This window comes from Acidovorax sp. LjRoot118 (assembly GCF_964253575.1).
Taxonomy (GTDB): Bacteria; Pseudomonadota; Gammaproteobacteria; order Burkholderiales; family Burkholderiaceae_C; genus Acidovorax.
In genome coordinates this window covers 2381649-2402821 of record NZ_CAXURB020000001.1, presented here as the reverse complement: position 1 = coordinate 2402821, position 21173 = coordinate 2381649, and the positions used below count along the sequence as shown (strand labels likewise).

Sequence of the window (21173 nt, the reverse complement as noted above, 5' to 3'; positions counted from 1 at the left end):
GTTGTCTCCGGTTCTTTTATGCGTAGAGCGGGTTGACCTTGTCGGCCTGGATGTTGTACTTGGCGATGGCTTCGGCCACCTTGGCAGCGGGCACCTTGCCTTCTTCGGACAGCGCCTTCAGGGCCGCGACGACGATGTAGTGGCGGTTGATCTCGAAGTGCTCACGCAGCTTGCTGCGGAAGTCGCTGCGGCCGAAGCCGTCGGTACCGAGCACCTTGTAGGTGCGGCCGGTGGGGATGAACGAGCGGATCTGGTCGGCGTAGTTCTTCATGTAGTCGGTGGAGGCGACCACGGGACCCGTGGTCTTGCCCAGCTGCTCGGCCACGAAGGAGACGCGTGGGGTTTCCGTCGGGTGCAGCAGGTTCCAGCGCTCCACGTCCTGGCCGTCGCGGGCCAGCTCGTTGAAGCTCGGGCAGCTCCAGATGCCTGCGGCCACGCCCCAGTCCTTTTCCAGCAGCTCCTGGGCGAAGAACGATTCGCGCAGGATGGTGCCGCTGCCCAGCAGTTGCACGGTGGGTGCATCGGCGGCCAGGGCGGGCGCCTGCTTGCACAGGTACATGCCCTTGATGATCTGCTCTTCCGTGCCGGGCTGCAGGCCGGGCATGGGGTAGTTCTCGTTGAGCAGCGTGATGTAGTAGAAAACGTTTTCCTGGCGCTCGACCATGCGCTTCAAGCCATGGTGCATGATCACGCCGACTTCGTGGGCGAAGGTCGGGTCGTAGCTCACGCAGTTGGGGATGGTGCCCGCCAGGATGTGGCTGTGGCCGTCTTCGTGCTGCAGACCTTCGCCGTTGAGCGTGGTGCGGCCCGAGGTGCCGCCCAGCAGGAAGCCGCGGGCCTGCATGTCGCCCGCTGCCCAGGCCAGGTCGCCGATGCGCTGGAAGCCGAACATCGAGTAGTACACATAGAACGGGATCATGATCCGGTTGTTCGTGCTGTAGCTGGTGGCGGCTGCGATCCAGCTGGCCATGCCGCCGGCTTCGTTGATGCCTTCCTGCAGGATCTGGCCGGCCTTGTCTTCGCGGTAGTACATCACCTGGTCGCGGTCGACCGGGGTGTACAGCTGGCCCTTGGGGTTGTAGATGCCGATCTGGCGGAAAAGGCCTTCCATGCCGAAGGTGCGGGCCTCGTCCACCAGGATGGGCACCACGCGCGGGCCCAGGGCCTGGTCGCGCAGCAGCTGCGTGATGAAGCGCACGTAGGCCTGGGTGGTGGAGATCTCGCGGCCTTCGGCCGTGGGTTCGAGCACCGCCTTGAAGGTGTCGAGCGAGGGCACGGTGAAGCTCTCTTCGGCCTTGGGCAGGCGCTTGGGCAGGTAACCGCCCAGGGCCTTGCGGCGCTCTTGCAGGTACTGCATTTCCGGCGTGTCGTCGGCCGGCTTGTAGTACGGGATGTCGGCCAACTGGCTGTCCGGGATCGGGATGCTGAAGCGGTCGCGGATGTACTTGATGTCCTCGTCCGAGAGCTTCTTGGTCTGGTGCACGGTGTTCTTGCCTTCACCGGCCTTGCCCATGCCATAGCCCTTGACGGTCTTGACCAGCAGCACGGTGGGCTGGTTCTTGTGCGCGTTGGCGGCGTGGAAGGCGGCGTAGACCTTGGCGGGCTCGTGGCCACCACGGCGCAGCTCGAAGATCTCGTCGTCGGTCATGTGCTCGACGAGCTTGAGCGTCTCGGGGTGGCGGCCGAAGAAGTTCTTGCGCACGAAGGCACCGTCGTTGGCCTTCATGGCTTGGTAGTCGCCGTCCAGCGTCTCCATCATCAGCTGCTTGAGCTTGCCGGTCTTGTCGCGGGCCAGCAGGGTGTCCCAGCCATTGCCCCACAGGAGCTTGATGACGTTCCAGCCGCTGCCGCGGAACTCACTTTCGAGCTCCTGCACGATCTTGCCGTTGCCGCGCACCGGGCCGTCCAGGCGCTGCAGGTTGCAGTTGATCACGAAGACCAGGTTGTCCAGGTTTTCACGCGCGGCCAGGCCGATGGCGCCCAGCGATTCGGGTTCGTCCATCTCGCCGTCGCCGCAGAACACCCAGACCTTGCGGTTTTCGGTGTTGGCGATGCCACGGGCGTGCAGGTACTTGAGAAAGCGCGCCTGGTAGATGGCCATCAGCGGGCCCAGCCCCATCGACACCGTGGGGAACTGCCAGAACTCGGGCATCAGCTTGGGATGCGGGTAGCTCGACAGGCCCTTGCCATCCACTTCCTGGCGGAAGCTGTCGAGCTGCTCTTCGTTCAGGCGGCCTTCGAGGTAGGCGCGGGCGTAGATGCCGGGCGAGCTGTGGCCCTGGATGTACAGCAGGTCGCCGCCGTGGTCTTCGCTGGCCGCATGCCAGAAATGGTTGAAACCGGCGCCGAACATGCTGGCCACCGATGCGAACGAGCCGATGTGGCCGCCCAGGTCGCCGCCGTCGGCGGGGTTCAGCCGGTTGGCGCGCACGACCATGGCCATGGCGTTCCAGCGCATGTAGGCGCGCAGGCGCTTTTCAATGGCGATGTTGCCGGGGCAGTGGGCTTCCTGGTCGGCCTCGATGGTGTTCACGTAGGCCGTGTTGGCCGAGAACGGCATGTCGATGCTGCTCTGGCGCGCGTGCTCCAGAAGCTGTTCCAGCAGGAAATGGGCACGCTCGGGGCCCTCTTTGTCGATCACGGCGGACAGCGCATCCATCCATTCGCGGGTTTCCTGCTGATCGACGTCGGTACCGAGGCCAAAAGCGGCCTGAGGGTCGGGCTGAGCTGACATGCTTTGTCTCCTATAGGTGTGGCAGCAATTTAGAACACTGCCCCTAGTTTCGCACAACTTTTTGCGAATTTCAAATGGTGCCCATTGATATCATATTATGAGAATTTGCTGCAAACGCACAAGAACGAGCGTTCGCAAAAGATCCACGTCCTGCCCGAAAACACCATGCAAGGGATCGTGGACAGGTTTGCCCCTGCTGTCCGTTACCAGGTGTGCGCCTCCTCTACACTTGAGGGACATGCATCCCACCGACCCAGCGCCCCCCACCACGGTCTCGCCCATCGCGGCCCCTGCGCGCTGGTGGCGCAAGTGGTGGCGCAGCCTCTCGCCCACCCGGCAGGACCGGTTTGCCGCGCTCGCACCCCTGGCGGCGGTGCTGATGTTCCTGGCGGCCATCGTGGCGGCCTTCTGGTACCTGCGCGCCGAAGAGGCCGAGCGCGAGCAGGAGGCCCTGCGCCGCGACGTGGAATACGCCCAGCAGCGGGTGCGCCTGCGCCTCCTGGAGCGGCAGGAGCAGCTGATGCGCATTGCGCGCGACCTGTCCAACCAGGAGCTCGAAAAATCCGAGTTCGTGAGCCGGGCCGAGACGCTGATCAGCCAATACCCCGAGCTGCAAGCCATCACCTGGATCGACGAGCGCCGCCGCATCCGCGCCAGCCACGCGGCACCCACCCTGGCCAGCAGCGAGCTGCGCATTGCCGGCGAGGTGCTCAAGGCCGGCGACACGGCCGACACCTATGGCCTGGCGCGCGACCTGCAGCAGCCCGTGTATGCCCAGCCGGCCGCGACGGCGGGAGACATCACCCCCCTGCTGCAACTGCAGGTACCGCTGACCAACCAGGGCAAGTTCAGCGGCGTGGTGCTGGGCGAATACTCCATCGACAGCCTGCTGCGCTACGGCACGCCCACCGAGGTGCTGGCGCGCTACGCCGTGACCTTGCTGGACAGCAAGAACCAGGTGCTTGCGGGCACCCCTCTGGGCCCGCGCAACCCGGCCACGCAGTTGCTGCCCTGGAGCCCGCGCGCCAATGAGTACGAGGTGCCGGTCTCGCCCGTGGGCAACGGGCTGGTGCTGCGCGCCCAGGCCTACCGCACATCGCTGGGCGTGGTGGGCAGCGGCCTCTTCTGGCTGGTGGGCACGCTCAGTGCCATGACGGCCTGGATGCTGATCGCCACCTGGCGCCACACGCGCCGGCGCATGCAGGCCCAGCAGGCCCTGGTGGCCGAGACCAATTTCCGCCGCGCGATGGAGAACTCCATCCTCACCGGCATGCGCGCGCTGGACATGGAAGGCCGCATCACCTACGTCAACGCCGCCTTCTGCCAGATGACGGGCTGGAGTGAGGCCGAGCTGGTGGGCTTGAAGGCGCCCTTCCCCTACTGGCCCGACTCGGACCACGAGGCGCTGCACGCCAAGCTTCGCGACGAGCTCAGCGGCAAGACCATCGTCGGCGGGTTCCAGGTGCGCGTGCGGCGCAAGAGCGGCACGCTGTTCGATGCACGCCTGTACGTGTCGCCGCTGATTGACGCCCATGGCCACCAGACCGGCTGGATGACGTCGATGACCGACATCACCGAGCCCAACCGGGTGCGCGAGCAGCTCTCGGCGTCGCACGAGCGCTTCACCATCGTGCTCGAATCGCTGGATGCCTCGGTGTCCGTGGCGCCGCTGGGCAGCGAGGAACTGCTGTTTGCCAACAAGCTGTACCGCCAGTGGTTCGGCTCTCAGACCGGAGGCCACCTGCAGCTGGTGGCCCAGGCCGGCGTGGTGCCCGTGGCGGGCAGCACGCCGTCGGGCGTGGACGACGAGGACGGCCTGATGGGCCTGCCCACCGACACGCTGACCAGCGCCCGCACCGAAAACGCCGAGATCTTCCTGCCCGACCTGGGCAAGTGGCTGGAGGTGCGCTCGCGCTACCTCAACTGGGTGGACGGGCGCCTGGCGCAGATGGTGATCGCCACCGACATCACGCCGCGCCGCCAGGCGGAAGAGCAGGCCTCGCGCCAAGCCGAGCGCGCGCAGTCCGTCAGCCGCCTGATCACCATGGGCGAGATGGCGTCCAGCGTGGCGCACGAGCTCAACCAGCCGCTCACGGCCATCAACAACTACTGCAGTGGCATGGTCTCGCGCATCCAGAGCGGCCAGCTGACCGAGGAAGCCCTGCTCACGGCCCTGCAGAAGACCGCCCACCAGGCGCAGCGCGCCGGACAGATCATCCAGCGCATCCGCGCCTTCGTGAAGAAGAGCGAGCCCAACCGGGCCCTGGCCGACGTGCACCTGATGGTGACCGAGGCCGTGGAGCTGGCCGACATCGAGCTGCGCCGCCACCATGTGCGGCTTACGCTGTACATCGCCGCGCGCCTGCCGCCCGTGATGGCCGACACCATCCTGATCGAGCAGGTGCTGGTGAACCTGATGAAGAACGGCGCCGAGGCCATACAGCACGCCAACCGACCGACGGCTGGCCGCAGCGTGGAGCTGCGCGTGGTCCCCAAGACCATCGAAGACCGCGAGGTGGTCGAATTTTCGGTGCTGGACACCGGCAAGGGCCTGGCGCCCGAGGTGCTGGAGCGGCTGTTCGAAGCCTTCTTCTCCACCAAGCAGGAAGGCATGGGCATGGGCCTCAATCTGTGCCGCAGCATCGTCGAGTCGCACCAGGGGCGGATGCGTGCAGAGAACATCTACAATGGTTCAGACGTCACGGGCTGCAGGTTCTCCTTCTGGTTGCCGCTTGCCAAGCCTGCCGATGACACTACAAATTCTGTAGCAAACGCACATATTCCAAGGACAATTGCATGAGCTTGATTCCGAAAAAGGGCACCGTATACGTCGTGGACGATGACGAAGCGGTCCGCGACTCCCTGCAATGGCTGCTGGAAGGCAAGGACTACCGGGTGCGCTGCTTTGATTCGGCCGAGACCTTTCTGTCGCGCTACGACCCCCGCGAAGTGGCCTGCCTGATCGTGGACATCCGCATGGGCGGCATGACCGGCCTGGAGCTGCAGGACCGCCTGATCGAGCGCAAGTCGCCCCTGCCCATCGTCTTCATCACCGGCCACGGCGACGTGCCCATGGCCGTGAACACCATGAAGAAGGGTGCGCTCGACTTCATCCAGAAGCCCTTTGACGAGGAAGAGCTGGTCGGCCTGGTCGAGCGCATGCTGGACCATGCCCGCGAGGCCTTTGCCGGCTACCAGCAGGCCGCCAGCCGCGATGCCCTGCTGTCCAAGCTCACCAGCCGCGAGGCGCAGGTGCTCGAGCGCATCGTCGCCGGCCGACTGAACAAGCAGATCGCCGACGACCTGGGCATCAGCATCAAGACGGTGGAGGCGCACCGCGCCAACATCATGGAAAAGCTCAATGCCAATACCGTGGCCGATCTGCTGAAGATCGCCCTAGGCCAGAACGCGCCCAAAGGCTAAGCCCGCCCGCCGCCCACCCCCCACACCAGGGCGCCACCCGGCGCCCTTTTCGATCCGTATTCCAGCCATGACAGCCCACATCATCGACGGCACCGCCCTCTCCCGCCAACTGCGCAGCGAAGTCGCCCAGCGCGCCGCTGCCCTCACCGCCCGTGGCCACCAGCCCGGCCTGGCCGTGATACTGGTGGGCGAAGACCCGGCCTCGGCCGTCTATGTGCGCAACAAGGTCAAGGCCTGCGAGGACAGCGGCGTGCGCTCGATCTTCGAGAAGTACGAGGCCACGCTGAGCGAGGCCGACCTGCTGGCCCGCATCGCCGCGCTGAATGCCGACCCGGGCGTGCACGGCATCCTGGTGCAGATGCCCCTGCCCAAGCACATCGACCCGCACAAGGTGATCGAGGCGATTTCCACCGCCAAGGATGTGGATGGCTACTCGGTGCTGTCGGCCGGAGAGCTGATGGCCGGGCTGGAGGGTTTTCGCCCCTGCACGCCCTACGGCAGCATGAAGCTGATCGAATCCACCGGCCAGTCGCTCAAGGGCAAGCATGCCGTGGTGATCGGGCGCAGCAACACCGTGGGCAAGCCCATGGCCCTGCTGCTGCTGCAGGCCAACGCCACCGTGACCGTGACGCACAGCGGCACGCCCGACCTGGCCTACCACACGCGCCAGGCCGACGTGGTGGTGGCGGCCGTGGGCCGCGCCAACACGCTCACAGCCGACATGGTCAAGCCCGGCGCCATCGTGATCGACGTGGGCATCAACCGCAACGCCGAAGGCAAGCTCTGCGGCGACGTGGACTTCGAGGGCGTCAAGGAAGTGGCCGGCTGGATCACCCCCGTGCCTGGCGGGGTTGGCCCGATGACCATTACCATGCTGCTGGTGAACACCATCGAAGCGGCCGAGCGCACGGCTGCACGGTAAAAAACCCCTTGAACCAACGCCCCGAGGCGCCATCTACACCGCATGAGCAACGCCCTTCTCGAATTTTCCGGCCTTCCCCAGTTTGACCGCATCACGCCAGGCGATGTCGCACCCGCCGTCGACGTGTTGCTGGAACGTGCCAACTTGGCGCTGGAGACGGTGACCGCCCCCGACTTCCCCGCCCGCTGGGAAACCATCGCCCAGGTGCTGGACGTGGCCACCGAGCAACTGGGCACCGCCTGGGGTGCGGTGAGCCACCTCAACAGCGTGGCCGACACGCCCGAGCTGCGCGCCGCCTACAACGCCGCCCTGCCGCGCGTGACCGAGTACTGGACGCGCCTGGGCGCCGACGAGCGCCTGTACGCCAAGTACAAGGCCATCGACCCCGCCGCGCTGAGCGCCGAGCAACGCCAGGCACACAAGAATGCCGTGCGCAACTTCGTGCTCAGCGGTGCGGAGCTGGCCGGCCCGGCCAAGGAGCGCTTTGCCCAGATCCAGGAGCGCCAGGCCGAGCTGAGCCAGAAGTTCAGCGAAAACGCCCTGGACGCGACCGACGCCTTTGCCTACTACGCCACGGACGCCGAGGTGGATGGCGTGCCGGCCGACGTGCTGCAGGCCGCGCGCGACGCCGCCCAGGCCGAGGGCAAGGACGGCTACAAGCTCACGCTGAAGATGCCGTGCTACCTGCCGGTGATGCAGTTCGCCCACCAGAGCGCACTGCGCGAGAAGATCTACCGCGCCTATGTGACCCGCGCCTCCGACCAGGCCGAGGGCGATGCCCGCAAGTACGACAACACGGCGTTGATCGGCGAGATCCTGGCGTTGCGCAAGGAAGAGGCACAGCTGCTGGGCTACGCCAACTTTGGCGAAGTCTCGGTGGTGGCCAAGATGGCCGATTCTCCCGCCGAGGTGGTCACCTTCCTGCGCGACCTGGCGCACCGCGCCCGCCCCTATGCCGAAAAGGACGTGGCCGACCTGCGCGCCTTTGCTTCTGGCGACCTGGGGCTGGCCCATCCGCAGGCCTGGGACTGGCCCTACGTGGCCGAAAAGCTCAAGGAGGCGCGCTACGCCTTCAGCGAGCAGGAGGTCAAGCAGTACTTCACGGCGCCCAAGGTGCTGGCCGGGCTGTTCAAGATCATCGAGACGCTGTTCGAGGTGGCGATCCGACGCGACAGCGCGCCCGTGTGGAACCCGGCCGTGGAGTTCTACCGCATCGAGCGTGGCAACACGCTGGTCGGCCAGTTCTACCTGGACCAGCCGGCCCGCACCGGCAAACGCGGCGGCGCCTGGATGGACGACGTGCGCACCCGCTGGCTGCGCCCCGACACCGGCGTGCTGCAGACCCCGGTGGCGCACCTGGTGTGCAATTTCGCCAGCGGCGTGGACGGCAAGCCGCCCCTGCTCACGCACGATGACGTGATCACGTTGTTCCACGAATTCGGCCACGGCCTGCACCACATGCTGACCCAGGTGAACGAGCGCGACGTCTCGGGCATCGGCGGCGTGGAGTGGGATGCGGTGGAGCTGCCCAGCCAGTTCATGGAGAACTTCTGCTGGGAGTGGGATGTGCTCAAGCACATGACGGCCCATGTGGACACGGGCGAGCCCCTGCCGCGCGCGCTGTTCGACAAGATGATCGCCGCCAAGAACTTCCAGAGCGGCATGCAGACCCTGCGCCAGATCGAGTTCTCGCTGTTCGACATGCTGCTGCACACCGAGCACGACCCGGCCAAGGACATCATGCCCCTGCTGGACCAGGTGCGCGCCGAAGTGGCGGTGTTGCAGCCGCCGGCGTTCAGCCGAACCGCGCACACCTTCAGCCACATCTTTGCGGGCGGTTATGCTGCGGGTTACTACAGCTACAAATGGGCCGAGGTGCTGAGCGCCGACGCCTATGCAGCCTTTGAAGAGACCGTGGGCAGCGACGGGCAGCCGAGCGCCGAGACCGGCCGCCGCTACCGCGAGGCGATTCTGGAAGCCGGGGGCAGCCGCCCTGCGATGGAGTCGTTCAAGGCATTCCGGGGCCGCGAACCGCGCCTGGATGCCCTGATGCGCCACCAGGGCATGGCCGAGCCCGCTGCGGCCTGACGCGCCCTACAACAAACCGACCCCGAGGAGAAAGACGATGCGCAAGAACCTGCTGTCCCTGCCCATGCTGGCCCTGCTGGCCTGTACCGCCGCGCAGGCGCAAACGGTGTACCGCATCGTCGGCCCCGACGGCAAGGTCACCTTCTCGGACCGGGCGCCCGACAATGCGACCAAGTCCACGGCCACCACCACCAACCCGGCGACGGGTGCTGTGGGAAGCACAACCGGCTTGCCGCTGGAGCTTTCGCGGATCGCCCAGCGCTTTCCCGTCACCCTGTACACCGGCAGCGACTGCGCCCCCTGCACCAGCGCACGCAGCCTGCTGGTGAACCGGGGCGTACCCTTCACCGAGCGCACCGTGAGCACCAACGAGGACCTCGACGCACTGCGCAAGCTCAGCGGAGACACCTCGCTGCCCTACGGCACCATCGGTGGCCAGCGCATGGTCGGCTTCCAGGACACGGAGTGGACGCAGTACCTGGATGTGGCCGGCTATCCCAAGGCATCCCAATTGACGGCCAGCTACCGGCGCCCTGCAGCCACGCCACTGACGGCCGCCGCCCCGGCAGCAGCAGCCCCGGCAGCCGCCGCCTCGGATGTGCCTGCAGCAACGGCGTCGCCACGTGCGCGCCCGGCACCATCCACTGAAGGGCCATCACCCACCAACCCGCAAGGCATCCGGTTCTGACCAGCCACACTCCGACATGACAATGGGCCGCAACTGCGGCCCATTTTTTAATCGATGCCGGCAGTGCCGTCTTTGCTCAATAGTTCAGCGTCTTTACACCCTGCGCCGTGCCCAGCAGGCAGACCGAGGCCTTCTGGTGCGCAAACACACCCACCGTGACCACGCCAGGCCACTGGTTGACGTCGGATTCAAAGGCCAGCGGGTCGGTGATGGACAGGCCAGTGACGTCGAGGATGTGCTGGCCGTTGTCGGTGACCAGGGGTTGACCATCTTTCTGGCGGATGCAGGCCTTGCCACCCAGGGCTGCGAAACGGCGCGCAATGTTCTGCGCAGCCATCGGAATCACCTCCACCGGCAAGGGGAATTTACCCAGCGCGGGCACCAGCTTGGATTCGTCGGCGATGCAGACGAAGCGGCCGGCCAGTGCGGCCACGATCTTCTCGCGCGTGAGCGCGGCGCCGCCGCCCTTGACCATGTGGCCCTGACCGTCGATCTCGTCGGCGCCGTCGATATAGACCGACAGGGCCTCGACCTCGTTGGCGTCGAACACGGGAATGCCCAGGGCCTTGAGGCGTTCGGTGCTGGCCACCGAGCTCGACACGGCGCCCTTGATGTCGCCCTTCATGGTGGCCAGGGCATCGATGAACTTGTTGACGGTGGAGCCCGTACCCACCCCCACAATCTCGCCAGGCACCACGTATTGCAGGGCTGCCTGGCCTACGAGGGCCTTGAGTTCTTCTTGGGTCAGGGGAGTGGAGGTCGTCATGGGGGAAAATCGGAGGTAATTGCGCAATTATCCCTTGTCATACCCCCATGTCCCTGATCCCCTACGCCCTCGCCCGCCCTTTCCTCTTCGGCCTGGATGCCGAAGCCGCGCATGAACTCACCATGGACATGCTGGCGCGCGGGCAGCGCACGCCGCTGCAGTGGGCCTGGTGCAATACGCGGGTGGACGACCCGGTGGAGCTCGCCGGCCTGGCCTTCCCCAACCGCGTGGGCATGGCCGCCGGACTGGACAAGAACGCCCGCGTAATCGACGCCCTGGGTGCCATGGGCTTCGGCTTCGTGGAGGTGGGCACCGTCACGCCCAAGGCCCAGCCCGGCAACCCCAAGCCACGCATGTTCCGCCTGCCCGAGAAGCGTGCCCTCATCAACCGCCTGGGTTTCAACAACGAAGGGCTCGACGCCTTTTTGCGCAACGTGCAGCAGTCGCGCTTTCGCGACCAGCAACGCAGCGGCCCGCGCATGCTGCTGGGGCTGAACATCGGCAAGAACGCCAGCACCCCCATCGAAAACGCCACCAGCGACTACCTGACCTGCCTGGACGGCGTATACCCCCATGCCGACTACGTGACGGTGAACATCAGCTCGCCCAACACCCAGAACCTGCGCGCGCTGCAAAGCGACGAGGCGCTGGACGGCCTGCTGGGCGCCATTGCCGAGCGCCGCGAGGTGCTGGCCAGGCAGACCGGCAAGCGCACGCCCATCTTCGTGAAGATTGCCCCTGACCTGAGCGAGGAGCAGGTGTCGGTGATCGCCGCCACACTGCAGCGCCACGGCATGGACGGCGTGATCGCCACCAACACCACCATTGCCCGCGACGCAGTCAAGGGCCTGCGCCATGCCGAGGAAACAGGCGGCCTGAGCGGCGCACCGGTGCTCGAAGCCAGCAACCAGGTGATACGCCAGCTGCGTGCCGCGCTGGGCAGCCGCTTCCCCATCATCGGCGTGGGCGGAGTCATGAGCGCCGAGGACGCGGTGAGCAAGGTGCGCGCAGGCGCGGACGTGGTGCAGATCTACACCGGGTTGATCTACGAAGGTCCGGCGCTCGTGACACGGGCGGCGCAAGCCATCAAGGCCATGCGCTAAAAGCAGCGCTGCTGGCGGTTAACATTCCACCAAGTGGTAAAACTTGGGATGTCGCAATGCATGGACGCCAAGACCATGGCATAGTCGGTGTGATACCAGATGTGTCAGCCGATGGCAATCCAATCCATTTTGACTGTGCATGCCACCTTGGTGGCGTCACGGCGATGCCCCGTATTCCCATCCCATGAATGTTCTTGTCATTGACGATCACTCCCTGTTTCGAGAGGGGCTTCGCCTGCTGCTCGCCGAGCTCGGCTTCGGCATCAACACCCAGATCGCCGGCAGCTGCGAGGAAGGCCTCGAAAAACTGCGCCAGCAGCCTGCGGACATCGTGCTGCTGGACTGGCACATGGAAGGCCTCTCGGGCGCCGAGGCCATGGTGGCCATCCGTGAACTGGTGCCCCAGGCACGCCAGATCGTGCTGTCGGGCGAGAAGAGCGCTGCCCTGGTCCGCACGGCCATCGACAACGGCGCGGTCGGCTTCATCGCCAAGGACTCCGAACCCGAAACCCTGCTGCTGGCCCTGAACACCATTGCCTCGGGTGGCATCTACCTGCCTGCCACCCTGCTCTCTGGGCCTGGGAGGACGGCCGCGCCGTCGGACACCAACCTGCCCAGCGATCTCACCCAGGCGTTCCCCGAGCTCACCCAGCGCCAGGGGGATGTTCTGGCCGCCATCCTGCGCGGTTTACCGAACAAAGTGATTGCGCGCGAACTCAATATCAGCGACCAGACGGTGAAGTCGCACCTGAGCGTCATATTCCGCCAATTGAACGTCCAAAGCCGCACCGAGGCAGTCTACGTCTGCGCACGACAAGGCGTGCGCATCGCCTGAGTCCGCCCAGCGGCCTCAGTCGACCTGGGCCGGAGCCGGAACCACGGCCTGCTCACTGAGTTCGGCCAGCCAGTCGATGAGCAGTGAGGGCAGAACCGGTTTTTGCCACATCGCAATATTGCCCAGCCGCTCGACCTCGTGGAGGTTGATGCCGGGGTCCCCGGTGATGATCGCCACCGGCAGCCCGGGCCAGCGCGAGCGCAGCCGCTGCGCCACGTCCAGACCGCTGGCATCACCCGCGAGCCGGTAGTCCGCGATCAGCGCATGCGGGGGCGTGGTGATCGCATTCATCGCGGCATCCGGGGGCATGCCCTCCCATTGCGTGACCTTGCAGCCCCACGACTCCAGAGCCTGCGTGGTTGCCATCCGCACCAGGGCATGGTCCTCGACGAGCCAGACGTCCACGGCCGTGGTCAACGCGGGCTGGGCGGGTGCGGAAACGGCACCCATGCCCATGTTTTCAAAAATCGGAGCCTGGGGCAAGACGAGGGTAAACGCGGTTCCCCGGCCAGCATCGGACCGCATGCCCATTTCCAGCCCGAGCAGGTTGGCAAGGCGGCGCACGATGGCCAGGCCCAGGCCACTGCCCTGCCCAGGGTCGCGCGACGGATTGCCGACCTGGAAATACTCCTCGAAAACGCGGGCCTGCGATTCGCGGGCGATGCCGATGCCGGTATCGCGCACCTGCAGCTGCACCACGCTCTCCTGCGCCAGCACCGAGACCACCACGCCACCTTCGTTGGTGTACTTCACCGCGTTGTCCACCAGATTGCGCAGGATGCGCTCCAGCAGAAACGCGTCGCTCAGCACCCACGCTTCATCGGCTCCCTCGGCTTCCATGGAAATCCCTTTGGCGGTGCATCGCGGCTGGAACTCCTTGACCAGGTCCCGGACCATGGCGGCGATGTTCAGGGCCTGCATCTGCGGCACGATGGAGCCGGTCTCCAGCTTGGAGAGGTCGAGCAGGCCCGAAAACAGCTTGTCCAGCGATCCCGCTGCGTCGCGGATGTGGGCGATCAGTTGCGAGGTCTGCGGCGTCTCATGGCGGTGCAACAGGGACGAGAAGACCAGCAAGGCATGCAGGGGCTGTCGCAGGTCATGGCTTGCCGCAGCAAGAAACCGCGACTTGGCGGCATTCGCTTCTTCTGCCACCTGTTTCTCCTCTCCCAACTGGCGCAGCAGATCTGCATTTTCGAAGCGGATCTGCAGCGAATCACGAAAGGCCTGCGCCGTCTGCCGCGACGAGGCGGCGATGACCAGGCCCACACCGAACAGTGCCAGCGCCAGCGGCAGGCCATTGGTGCCGCCCTGGGTAAGCCAGAAGAGCGCCGCAAAAGCGAGGTTGATCCACGCGCCCGCAATGAAGGTCGGCGGGTGCGTCGAAGCATTCACCAGCGCCCCCCCGAGGTAGATGAGTTGCAGCGCGGTGGCAAACGTGGCCGAACCTCCGGCGCTGCCATACCCGATCCACCAGACCGTCACCCCCATCAGGGTCTGGTTGGCCACGGTGATCCACCAGTGGTGGGTTTGTTGTTCGGTCAGCGCTGCTGCGTCCGACGTATCAAGCGCTGCCAGCGCGCGCGCGCTGAGCACCGCATTGATCTGGGCCATGAGCAGCACTGGAAACATCCACGCCAGCACGCGCCAGACCGGGGTGGTGAAGCCAAAACAGATCGCAGCAACCACAGCCGCCACGACCACCATGCTGCGCGCTTTCACGGACTGCAGTGCGCGCAGCCGCAGCGACTCGCGCGCCATGGCTACATCCAATGGGTGATTGGCATCAACGGGAAAGGGCGGTAAAAGACGCATGTAAGTAATTGTTACTCAATAACGGACATCCACGGAAAGGCACCATGGCGACCCATTCTCGCTGGTCAGAGTCCATCGAAACGATGTTGCAGGCCCACCCGGCGCCCCAATGCGACGTGCTCATTGTCGGTTCTGGCTACGGGGGAAGCTTCGCGGCACGTGAACTGGCCGGTCCCGGCGTGGAAACCTGGGTCGTCGAGCGCGGCAAGGAATACGCCCTCGGTGAGTTCCCCGAGGATATCGGCCACCTCCCTGGCCACCTGCGGATGCAGCGCGGCGCCAGCGGAAAGGCCCTGGGCAACGCGCAGGCACTTCTCAACGTCCGCAATTTCGACGAGGTGGCGGTGCTGACCGGCAGCGGCCTGGGCGGCGGCTCCCTGGTCAACGCGGGCGTGGCCTTCAAGCCGGCGGCAAAGACCTTCGACCAGGAGCACTGGCCCAGCATGTACCGACACGGTGGCGCACGGCGGGAGGCCCTGATGGAGGCCCTGGACGAAGTCGTATCGGCGCTGCAAGCGGCACCACTGGAGCGCGCGGCAGACCTCTCCAAATTCCAGGCGCTGTCGCGCCTGGGAGGTGCGCTGCACGCAGGCGGCGCGCAGCCGGTCCCCCTCACCATCTCGAACACGCAGCACACCAACGCGCACGGGGTGGAGATGCAGGCCTGCGTGCGCTGCGGCAACTGCTTCACCGGCTGCAACATCGGCGCCAAGGGCACGCTGGCCACCAACCTCATCCCGGCGGCGCACGGTCGTGGCGCACGTTTTTTCGTCGGCGGCAACGCTTTGCGGGTGGAGCCCCTGGAGACACCCGCACGCAGTGCGAACGGGCGCAGCCTGCGTTGGCGTGTGCACTTCCAGTGTTCAACGGGCAGCCGCAACACAGCGCCCGTCGAGTTCAGCATCGACGCCCACACCGTCATCGTCAGCGCCGGCAGCCTGGGCAGCACGGAGTTGCTGCTGCGGTCCTTCCATGTACCGCACTCCGAGGCGCTGGGCTCGGCCTTTTCCACCAATGGCGACGTGCTCGCGATGGGCTGGCGACAGCACCGGGCCGTCAATGCCGTCTCGGCCCCCGAAGCGGACAGCACGGCACCCAGCCGTGACGTCGGACCGACGATCTGTGGAACGCTGCGCGTGCCGCTGGATGTGGAGGGCGTAGGGCAGGAAATCCTGGTGCAGGACGGCGCCATCCCTTCTGCGCTCGCCCAGGCCACGAGCACACTGGGCCACGCGCTGTCGACCCTGCACCGCTATGTGCACGATGTGGACGCGCGGTTTCCAGGCACCGACGACCCCTTGGCCCTTCCACGTGGGGCGGCGCGGCACGCGCAATTGCTGTTGGCCATGGGCCATGACGCATCGAACGGGACCATCTCCCTGCGCCCGCCCTCCGGTACCAGCCCCGGGGATCCAGACACCCTGGAACTGGATGTCAGGTGGCCCTCCAGCAGCTCCAGCTCCACAGCAGGGCATGCCGACTACTACCAGGCTGTGCACCGGGCATTCAGCCAGGCGCATGCGGCCGGCGGCTTCGATGGGGGCGACTACCTCCCCAACCCCTTGTGGCACCCGACACCCGAGGGGTTTTCCGACATCATCGCAGGCGGCCAGGGAGAAAAATCGATTACGGTCCACCCGCTCGGCGGTTGCCCCATGGGCGACGATGGCACGCAAGGGGCCGTCGACTGGCGCGGTGCAGTGTTCAAGGGCCGGGGGAATGAAGTCCACGCGGGCCTGCATGTGTTGGACGGAGCCATCGTTCCGCGCGCCCTGGGTGTCAATCCGTTCGTCACGATCTCCGCCCTGTCCATGCTCGCGGCCCGGGACATCGCCAGCGGGCTGGCGCAACCGAACGCGGACTGCGCAGCGCCTGTTGCGGCGGCACAGGGCTCCAGGTCGCAGCCCCGTGTGGCAGATGCTGGACAGAAAGCATCCGACACAGGGGTGGTGCTTTTTCGCATCCACGAGCACCTGCTGGGCAGCACCGACAAAGCCCACCTGCCCGACTGGGCCCAGCGGCTCCTGTCCCGGCACGACACACCGCTGCCCCCTGGGGCGGCCACGCAGCCGCGCGCGTTCATCGCAGCCGTCGAGGTCACAGTCGACCTGCACCAATGGCTGGCCAACCCCTCGACCCCATGGGATGCCTCGTTGGCGATCTATGCCAACCCCATCCCCGGCTGGCCGGCAATCCACGCCGACGCCTTGAAGGGCGAACCCCTGCTGCGCGGCACGGGGCAAGTGTCGCTGCTCGCGCTCGAGCATGCCGGCTTCCTGCGCCGGGCCTGGCGCGGCGTGCTCGCATTCAGCGCCTACCTGAAACGCCGGCCCGGCGGCATTTCCCAGTATGTGGGCCCCGGCTGGCGCAAAAAGCTGCTCGCCTTGGCCCGTGCCGGCTGGCTGCATACCCACTACCGCACGCTCGACTACCACTTCACGCTGGTGCCGCAAGGCGAAGCCATGGCGGTCGTCGCCCAGGGCCGCAAACTCTTGGCCTACCGCAACGGCGCGCGCACGCTGTGGGACGCCCTCACGATGCTGGACCTGGACCTCAGGTGGCAGGACAAGGCGCCCTGGAAGATGGCGCTGCGCGTCGATCTGGCAGACCTCGTGAGCCGGCTGCGGCTGCAGGTCCGTGAAGCATCGAGCACGCCGGCCACCATCGTCGCGCTGGTGTCGTTCGCCTCCCTGTGGCTGCGCGCGGTGATGCAGACGCACTTCTGGTCGCTGCGCGGCCTGGACTACGCGAAGTACACGCGCCCTGCGCTGCCGCCGCATCCTTCGCTGAAAACAGCCGGGGGCGTTGATGTCCGGCCGCAGGCCGAGGTGCTGAAGGTGGCGCGCCGCAGCGGAGAAACGGACCAGATCGACCTGCAGCTGACGGTCTACCGCCACCCTCAGGGCGAGCGGCACGTCCTCTTTATCCACGGGCTCGCCCACGGCAGCGGCGTGTATGCGACCGACACCGTGGACACCAACCTGGCCGGCCACTTCCTGCGCGAGGGCTATACCGTCTGGCTGCTGGACAACCGCATGTCCAACCGCCTGGGCTACGCGCGCGATGCGCACACCATGGACGACATCGCGCACACCGACATTCCGGCAGCCATCAACCGCGTCCATGCCCAGGCAGGCGGCCAGCCCATCGACGTATTCGCGCACTGCGTGGGCGCGGGCGCCTTCGCCATGGCGGCGCTGCAGGCGCGCTTTGACACCGCCAAGGTGCGCGCGGCCATCATCCATGCGGTGCACCCCTGGGTGGTGCCGTCCGTGTCCAACCGGTTCTCGGGAGCGCTGGCCGCGCTCTACCGCAACCTGCTCACGGGCCGCGAACTGATCGACCCCCTCCCCCCGGCCAAGCCGGGTGCAGCAGATGAACTGCTGGACCGGTTCGCGGCCACCCTGGCCTGGTCGGATGAAGAGCGCAGCCTGCACGAAGCGCACCGCGACTCGCCTGGCGCAGGGTGCGCCATCTGCAACCGGATGACCGCTTTCTACGGGCGCGAGTGGGTGCATGCCAATCTGGATCCGCGCACGCATGAGCGGCTGGGCGAACTCGTGGGGGCGGCGGGGGTCGAGGTGTTCCGCCAGCTGTACTTCATCGTGCTGCGCGAGCGGCTCACCAACCGCGATGGGGAGAACAGCTACCTCCTGGAAGACAACTTCCTCAGGAACTGGCGCTTTCCCACGCTGTTCGTACACGGCCTGGACAACCAGGTGTTCGATCCGCGCGGAGCGGCACGCACCTGGAACCGGTTGCGCAGGGTCTTCGCGCACCAGCCCGGGCCGGTGGTCCGCACCTTCATCCGCAAGGGCTACGGTCACATGGATTTTCTGTTCGGCAAACATGCCCATACGGACATTTACCCGCATCTCACAGACTTTCTGGAGAATCCCGCCGCGTTCAAGGACATCGCCGATGGCTGCCACATCGACCCCGACCTGCCATGCCCGGATGGTCAGTCCAGCGACACGGATCTGGCCGACCGGGACTTCATCGCACCCATCCGGCCACTGACCGGCCCCATGCTGCAGACGGAACGCGAACCGCACGGGAAGCGCCGGCTGGTGGTCTGGGTGGAACAGTATTTCGACACCACCAGCACACCGATGGTGCCGGAGGTCCGGATCGGCGGCGCGCTGTGCGACTCGGTAGAGGTGAAAGGATTTCCCGGCGTGCTGGAACCCAGCTCCCCACCGGCCCTGCCAAGCCCCCCGCCCACCGGGCAGGGCTACTACTGGACCTGTGTAGTCGAGGAAAGCGAGAAGCTGCGGTTTGCCGATCTGCCGCAGATCAGCCTCACGCTGCGCTGCAGTCCACAGGAATCGAGCACGGCCCGGCCCATGGAAACCGACGGCCCGCCGCCGGGCGCTGCGCCAAGCATGTCGCTGCCCATCGTTCTCGATCTGGCCGAGCTGCCCTGGTGGCAGCGCTGGACCGCAGATGACCAGGCGCACGCCAGCACCAGTTTCCTGGCCACCTCCTGCCGCTGGCCGGGCCTGGCCTTCGAGCGCCGCGCGATCGACGCGCTGGCCGGCGACATGGAGCAGCACATCGCCCACACCCCAGCGCCTGTGCAGGCCCTGCTGCTGCTGGGCGACCAGATCTATGCCGATGCCACGGCCAATATTGCAGAAACCACGGAGCGCGATGAGCGCGGCGCACAGCGCTACCGTGAGAGCTGGGGCAGCGCTGCCACGCGGCAATTGTTCGCGCGCCTGCCCGTCTGGCTGGTGGTGGACGACCATGAGTTCGAGGACAACCTCGATGGGGCGGACAGTGCCACGGCGGACTCCCTGCGTGGGCAGCGTTTCTACAGCGGTTTCCTGGCGGCCACGGCCTACCAGTCACGCTTTCACCGCAAGGAGCTGCCCAGGCTGTCCCTGACCCCCCAGGGATGGACCGTGGAACACGGCCTGTGGCATGCGTTCGAGGTCGGCGGCATACCCGCCTTCGCCGCCGATACGCGCACCGAACGCGCACCCCGCACGCTGCACGACTGGAAAGGTGTGCCCATCATGCGCGAAGAGCAGATGCAGGCCATCGAAGGCTGGCTGCTGGCCCACCCCAAGGGGCCCAAGCTGCTGTGCAGCGGCAGCGTCTTCGCCCTGCCCGAGAACCGTTTCGTTGCCGAACCGGCGACCTGCATCGCTGCGGACAACTGGCTCGGCTATCCGGCCAGCTGGCGCAGGCTGGTGCGGTTCATTGTCGAGAACGACGTCGAGGGGCTGATCTTCGTGGCTGGCGACTACCACCTGAGCGCCCTGGTCGAGCTCGAACTCACAAGCCAGGGCAAGTCCGCGACTGCGCTCAATCTCGTGTGCTCGGCGTGGAATGCCAGCCTGCCCTTCGCCAACGCGCAGCAAGCCGATTTCACCTTCGACACACCGGTGCGCGCGCCAGGCAGCGACGCGGATGCAGCCGTGGTTTCCACCGCGCGCTTCGCGTCAGGTGCCCTGCGGCAGTTCTCCAAGATCACGATCACACAAGACCCTGCGGCCAGCGGCACCGCAACCGTCGCCATGGGCATTTACGAGCCTGGCAATGTCCTGGTCAAGGAACTGCAGGCGCAACTGGCTGTCGGGAGTGTCTCCCCCACTTTTCGCTAGCGTGCGAAAGAGCCCCGGACCTGTTCCGAGGCCACCTGAGGGAGACCGTCAGGCCCTGCGCGCCAGAAAGGGCCGCAGCCGGGTGACCAGCGGCATCGCCAGGCCCACCCATCGGACCAGGCGGCGCGGCCCCGCCACCAGGGCCACACCCACCAGGGCAGCCACCGCTGCCGGGTGCTGCTTGGCAAAAGCCGCCGCCCGCAGCGCAAACGGCTCCTCCGACGAGGCCTGCTGCGCGGACTGGGCCAGCGCCACCGATTGCGCGCGCGCGATGCGCCGCGCACGAATGCGCTCGCGCTGCTTGGCAATGCGGTCGAGCACGCGCTGCTGCTCGGCCGTGGGTTCGGGAACAAAGGCGTGGTTGTCGGCAGCCATCACAGGCGCTCCTTGATGTCGCGCCAGTCCTGGGCCAGCTCCTGGCGGGTCAGCGCAAAGCCGTTGCCGGCCCGTTTTGCAACGGACACGAGGCTGAGCAGCGTACCACCCCAGCCCAGCAACCAGGCCCCGGCCACCAGCCAGCCCACCAGCACGCGGTGTTCGGTATCCCAGAAATGCACCAGCACCGCCATGGACAGCATGATGAGTGCCACTACCGTGAGCCCGCCGAGCAGAATGGTCAGCACCAGCAGTTGCTGCAGGCGCTGCTTCTGGTCCTGCCATTCAAGGCGGGCCAAGTCCATCCGGTCTTCGGCTGCAATGGCCCCTTCTATGACATTCGCACGCCAGCGCGCAACCAGCGCATCCAGGCCCAGAAGAGCAAGCCAGTTCATCAGTGTCCTTGGGTTCTACGAAGTGAAGACAAGCGGTATCTGTTGCGTTTCAGTGCGCAGCCGTTTCAGCGGCGGGCCAGCAGAAAGCCGACCAGGGCGCCGACGGCCAGTGCCGCACCGGCCACGCGCCAGGGTTCGTCGTGGGCATAGCGGTCCGCAGCCAGGGCAGCGTCCTTGGCTTGGCGGGCGGCATCCTGTGCAGCGCGGACAGCCGAGTCACGGGCGGTCTGCAGGCCGTCGTCCAGCTTCTGGCGCAACAGCTTGATGTCGGGGACGGAGTCGAGGTCCTTGCTGGACAGCAGGCCGCGCAGGTCAGACACGAGTTTTTCCAGATCGGCCTGGGTCGTGGAGAGGGATTCGGAAACGCTCATACAGCACACCTTTCTGATTAGAAGTAAAACAATCACACCCCATGGCCGC

Annotated in this window: 14 protein-coding genes; 8 read left to right on the top strand and 6 right to left on the bottom strand. The window is 66.4% G+C overall.

All coding sequences use genetic code 11. The features are described from left to right. Window positions 1-16: 16 nt before the first annotated feature. On the bottom strand, window positions 17-2734 hold the full coding sequence (gene aceE, locus ACSQ9E_RS11335; RefSeq protein ID WP_436217812.1) for a pyruvate dehydrogenase (acetyl-transferring), homodimeric type: 2718 nt from the start codon (window positions 2732-2734) through the stop codon (window positions 17-19). A gap of 238 nt (window positions 2735-2972) precedes the next feature. Here aceE and ACSQ9E_RS11330 point away from each other — a divergent pair, with 238 nt between their 5' ends. From ACSQ9E_RS11330 to ACSQ9E_RS11310, 5 genes are all read left to right on the top strand, one after another. After that, the gene (locus tag ACSQ9E_RS11330) at window positions 2973-5534 is read left to right on the top strand and encodes a PAS domain S-box protein (RefSeq protein ID WP_436217811.1); all 2562 of its coding nucleotides are present in this window, start codon (window positions 2973-2975) and stop codon (window positions 5532-5534) included. Beyond that, window positions 5531-6157, top strand: coding sequence for a response regulator transcription factor (locus ACSQ9E_RS11325; protein WP_007848524.1), 627 nt, complete (start codon window positions 5531-5533; stop codon window positions 6155-6157). The genes ACSQ9E_RS11330 and ACSQ9E_RS11325 overlap by 4 nt, the downstream gene beginning before the upstream one ends. 67 nt (window positions 6158-6224) lie before the next feature. Continuing rightward, window positions 6225-7079, top strand: a complete 855-nt coding sequence (gene folD / locus ACSQ9E_RS11320; protein WP_179680384.1) for a bifunctional methylenetetrahydrofolate dehydrogenase/methenyltetrahydrofolate cyclohydrolase FolD — start codon at window positions 6225-6227, stop codon at window positions 7077-7079. Between the two features lie 42 nt (window positions 7080-7121). Beyond that, complete coding sequence (locus ACSQ9E_RS11315) at window positions 7122-9167, top strand: M3 family metallopeptidase (RefSeq protein ID WP_436217810.1); 2046 nt, start codon at window positions 7122-7124, stop codon at window positions 9165-9167. A 37-nt stretch (window positions 9168-9204) separates the two neighbouring features. After that, on the top strand, window positions 9205-9855 hold the full coding sequence (locus ACSQ9E_RS11310) for a glutaredoxin domain-containing protein (protein WP_436217809.1): 651 nt from the start codon (window positions 9205-9207) through the stop codon (window positions 9853-9855). 76 nt (window positions 9856-9931) lie between these two features. Here the strand turns inward: ACSQ9E_RS11310 and rpiA are convergent, their stop codons facing one another. Beyond that, the gene (gene rpiA, locus ACSQ9E_RS11305) at window positions 9932-10621 is read right to left on the bottom strand and encodes a ribose-5-phosphate isomerase RpiA (RefSeq protein WP_436217808.1); all 690 of its coding nucleotides are present in this window, start codon (window positions 10619-10621) and stop codon (window positions 9932-9934) included. A 47-nt stretch (window positions 10622-10668) separates the two neighbouring features. Here rpiA and ACSQ9E_RS11300 point away from each other — a divergent pair, with 47 nt between their 5' ends. Together ACSQ9E_RS11300 and ACSQ9E_RS11295 are read left to right on the top strand one after the other, a co-directional pair. Then, on the top strand, window positions 10669-11724 hold the full coding sequence (locus tag ACSQ9E_RS11300) for a quinone-dependent dihydroorotate dehydrogenase (RefSeq protein WP_436217807.1): 1056 nt from the start codon (window positions 10669-10671) through the stop codon (window positions 11722-11724). Window positions 11725-11908: 184 nt separating this feature from the next. Beyond that, window positions 11909-12559, top strand: coding sequence for a response regulator (locus ACSQ9E_RS11295; protein WP_057203084.1), 651 nt, complete (start codon window positions 11909-11911; stop codon window positions 12557-12559). Window positions 12560-12574: 15 nt separating this feature from the next. On the opposite strand, the gene ACSQ9E_RS11290 is transcribed toward ACSQ9E_RS11295, so the two are convergent. Beyond that, window positions 12575-14317, bottom strand: coding sequence for an ATP-binding response regulator (locus ACSQ9E_RS11290; RefSeq protein WP_057203085.1), 1743 nt, complete (start codon window positions 14315-14317; stop codon window positions 12575-12577). 98 nt (window positions 14318-14415) lie between these two features. Between ACSQ9E_RS11290 and ACSQ9E_RS11285 the strand changes: the two genes are divergently transcribed. Then, the gene (locus tag ACSQ9E_RS11285) at window positions 14416-19983 is read left to right on the top strand and encodes an alpha/beta fold hydrolase (RefSeq protein ID WP_436217806.1); all 5568 of its coding nucleotides are present in this window, start codon (window positions 14416-14418) and stop codon (window positions 19981-19983) included. A 48-nt stretch (window positions 19984-20031) separates the two neighbouring features. Here the strand turns inward: ACSQ9E_RS11285 and ACSQ9E_RS11280 are convergent, their stop codons facing one another. From ACSQ9E_RS11280 to ACSQ9E_RS11270, 3 genes are all read right to left on the bottom strand, one after another. Beyond that, window positions 20032-20358: a hypothetical protein gene (locus ACSQ9E_RS11280; protein ID WP_436217805.1), complete on the bottom strand. Its 327-nt coding sequence runs from the start codon at window positions 20356-20358 to the stop codon at window positions 20032-20034. Beyond that, window positions 20358-20753 carry a phage holin family protein gene (locus tag ACSQ9E_RS11275; RefSeq protein WP_436217804.1) on the bottom strand — a complete coding sequence of 132 codons (396 nt, stop codon included), beginning with the start codon at window positions 20751-20753 and terminating at the stop codon, window positions 20358-20360. The genes ACSQ9E_RS11280 and ACSQ9E_RS11275 overlap by 1 nt, the downstream gene beginning before the upstream one ends. Before the next feature lie 65 nt (window positions 20754-20818). Beyond that, entirely contained in the window at window positions 20819-21124 is a 306-nt protein-coding gene (locus ACSQ9E_RS11270; protein ID WP_436217803.1) for a DUF883 family protein, read from the bottom strand. Window positions 21125-21173 lie beyond the last annotated feature (49 nt).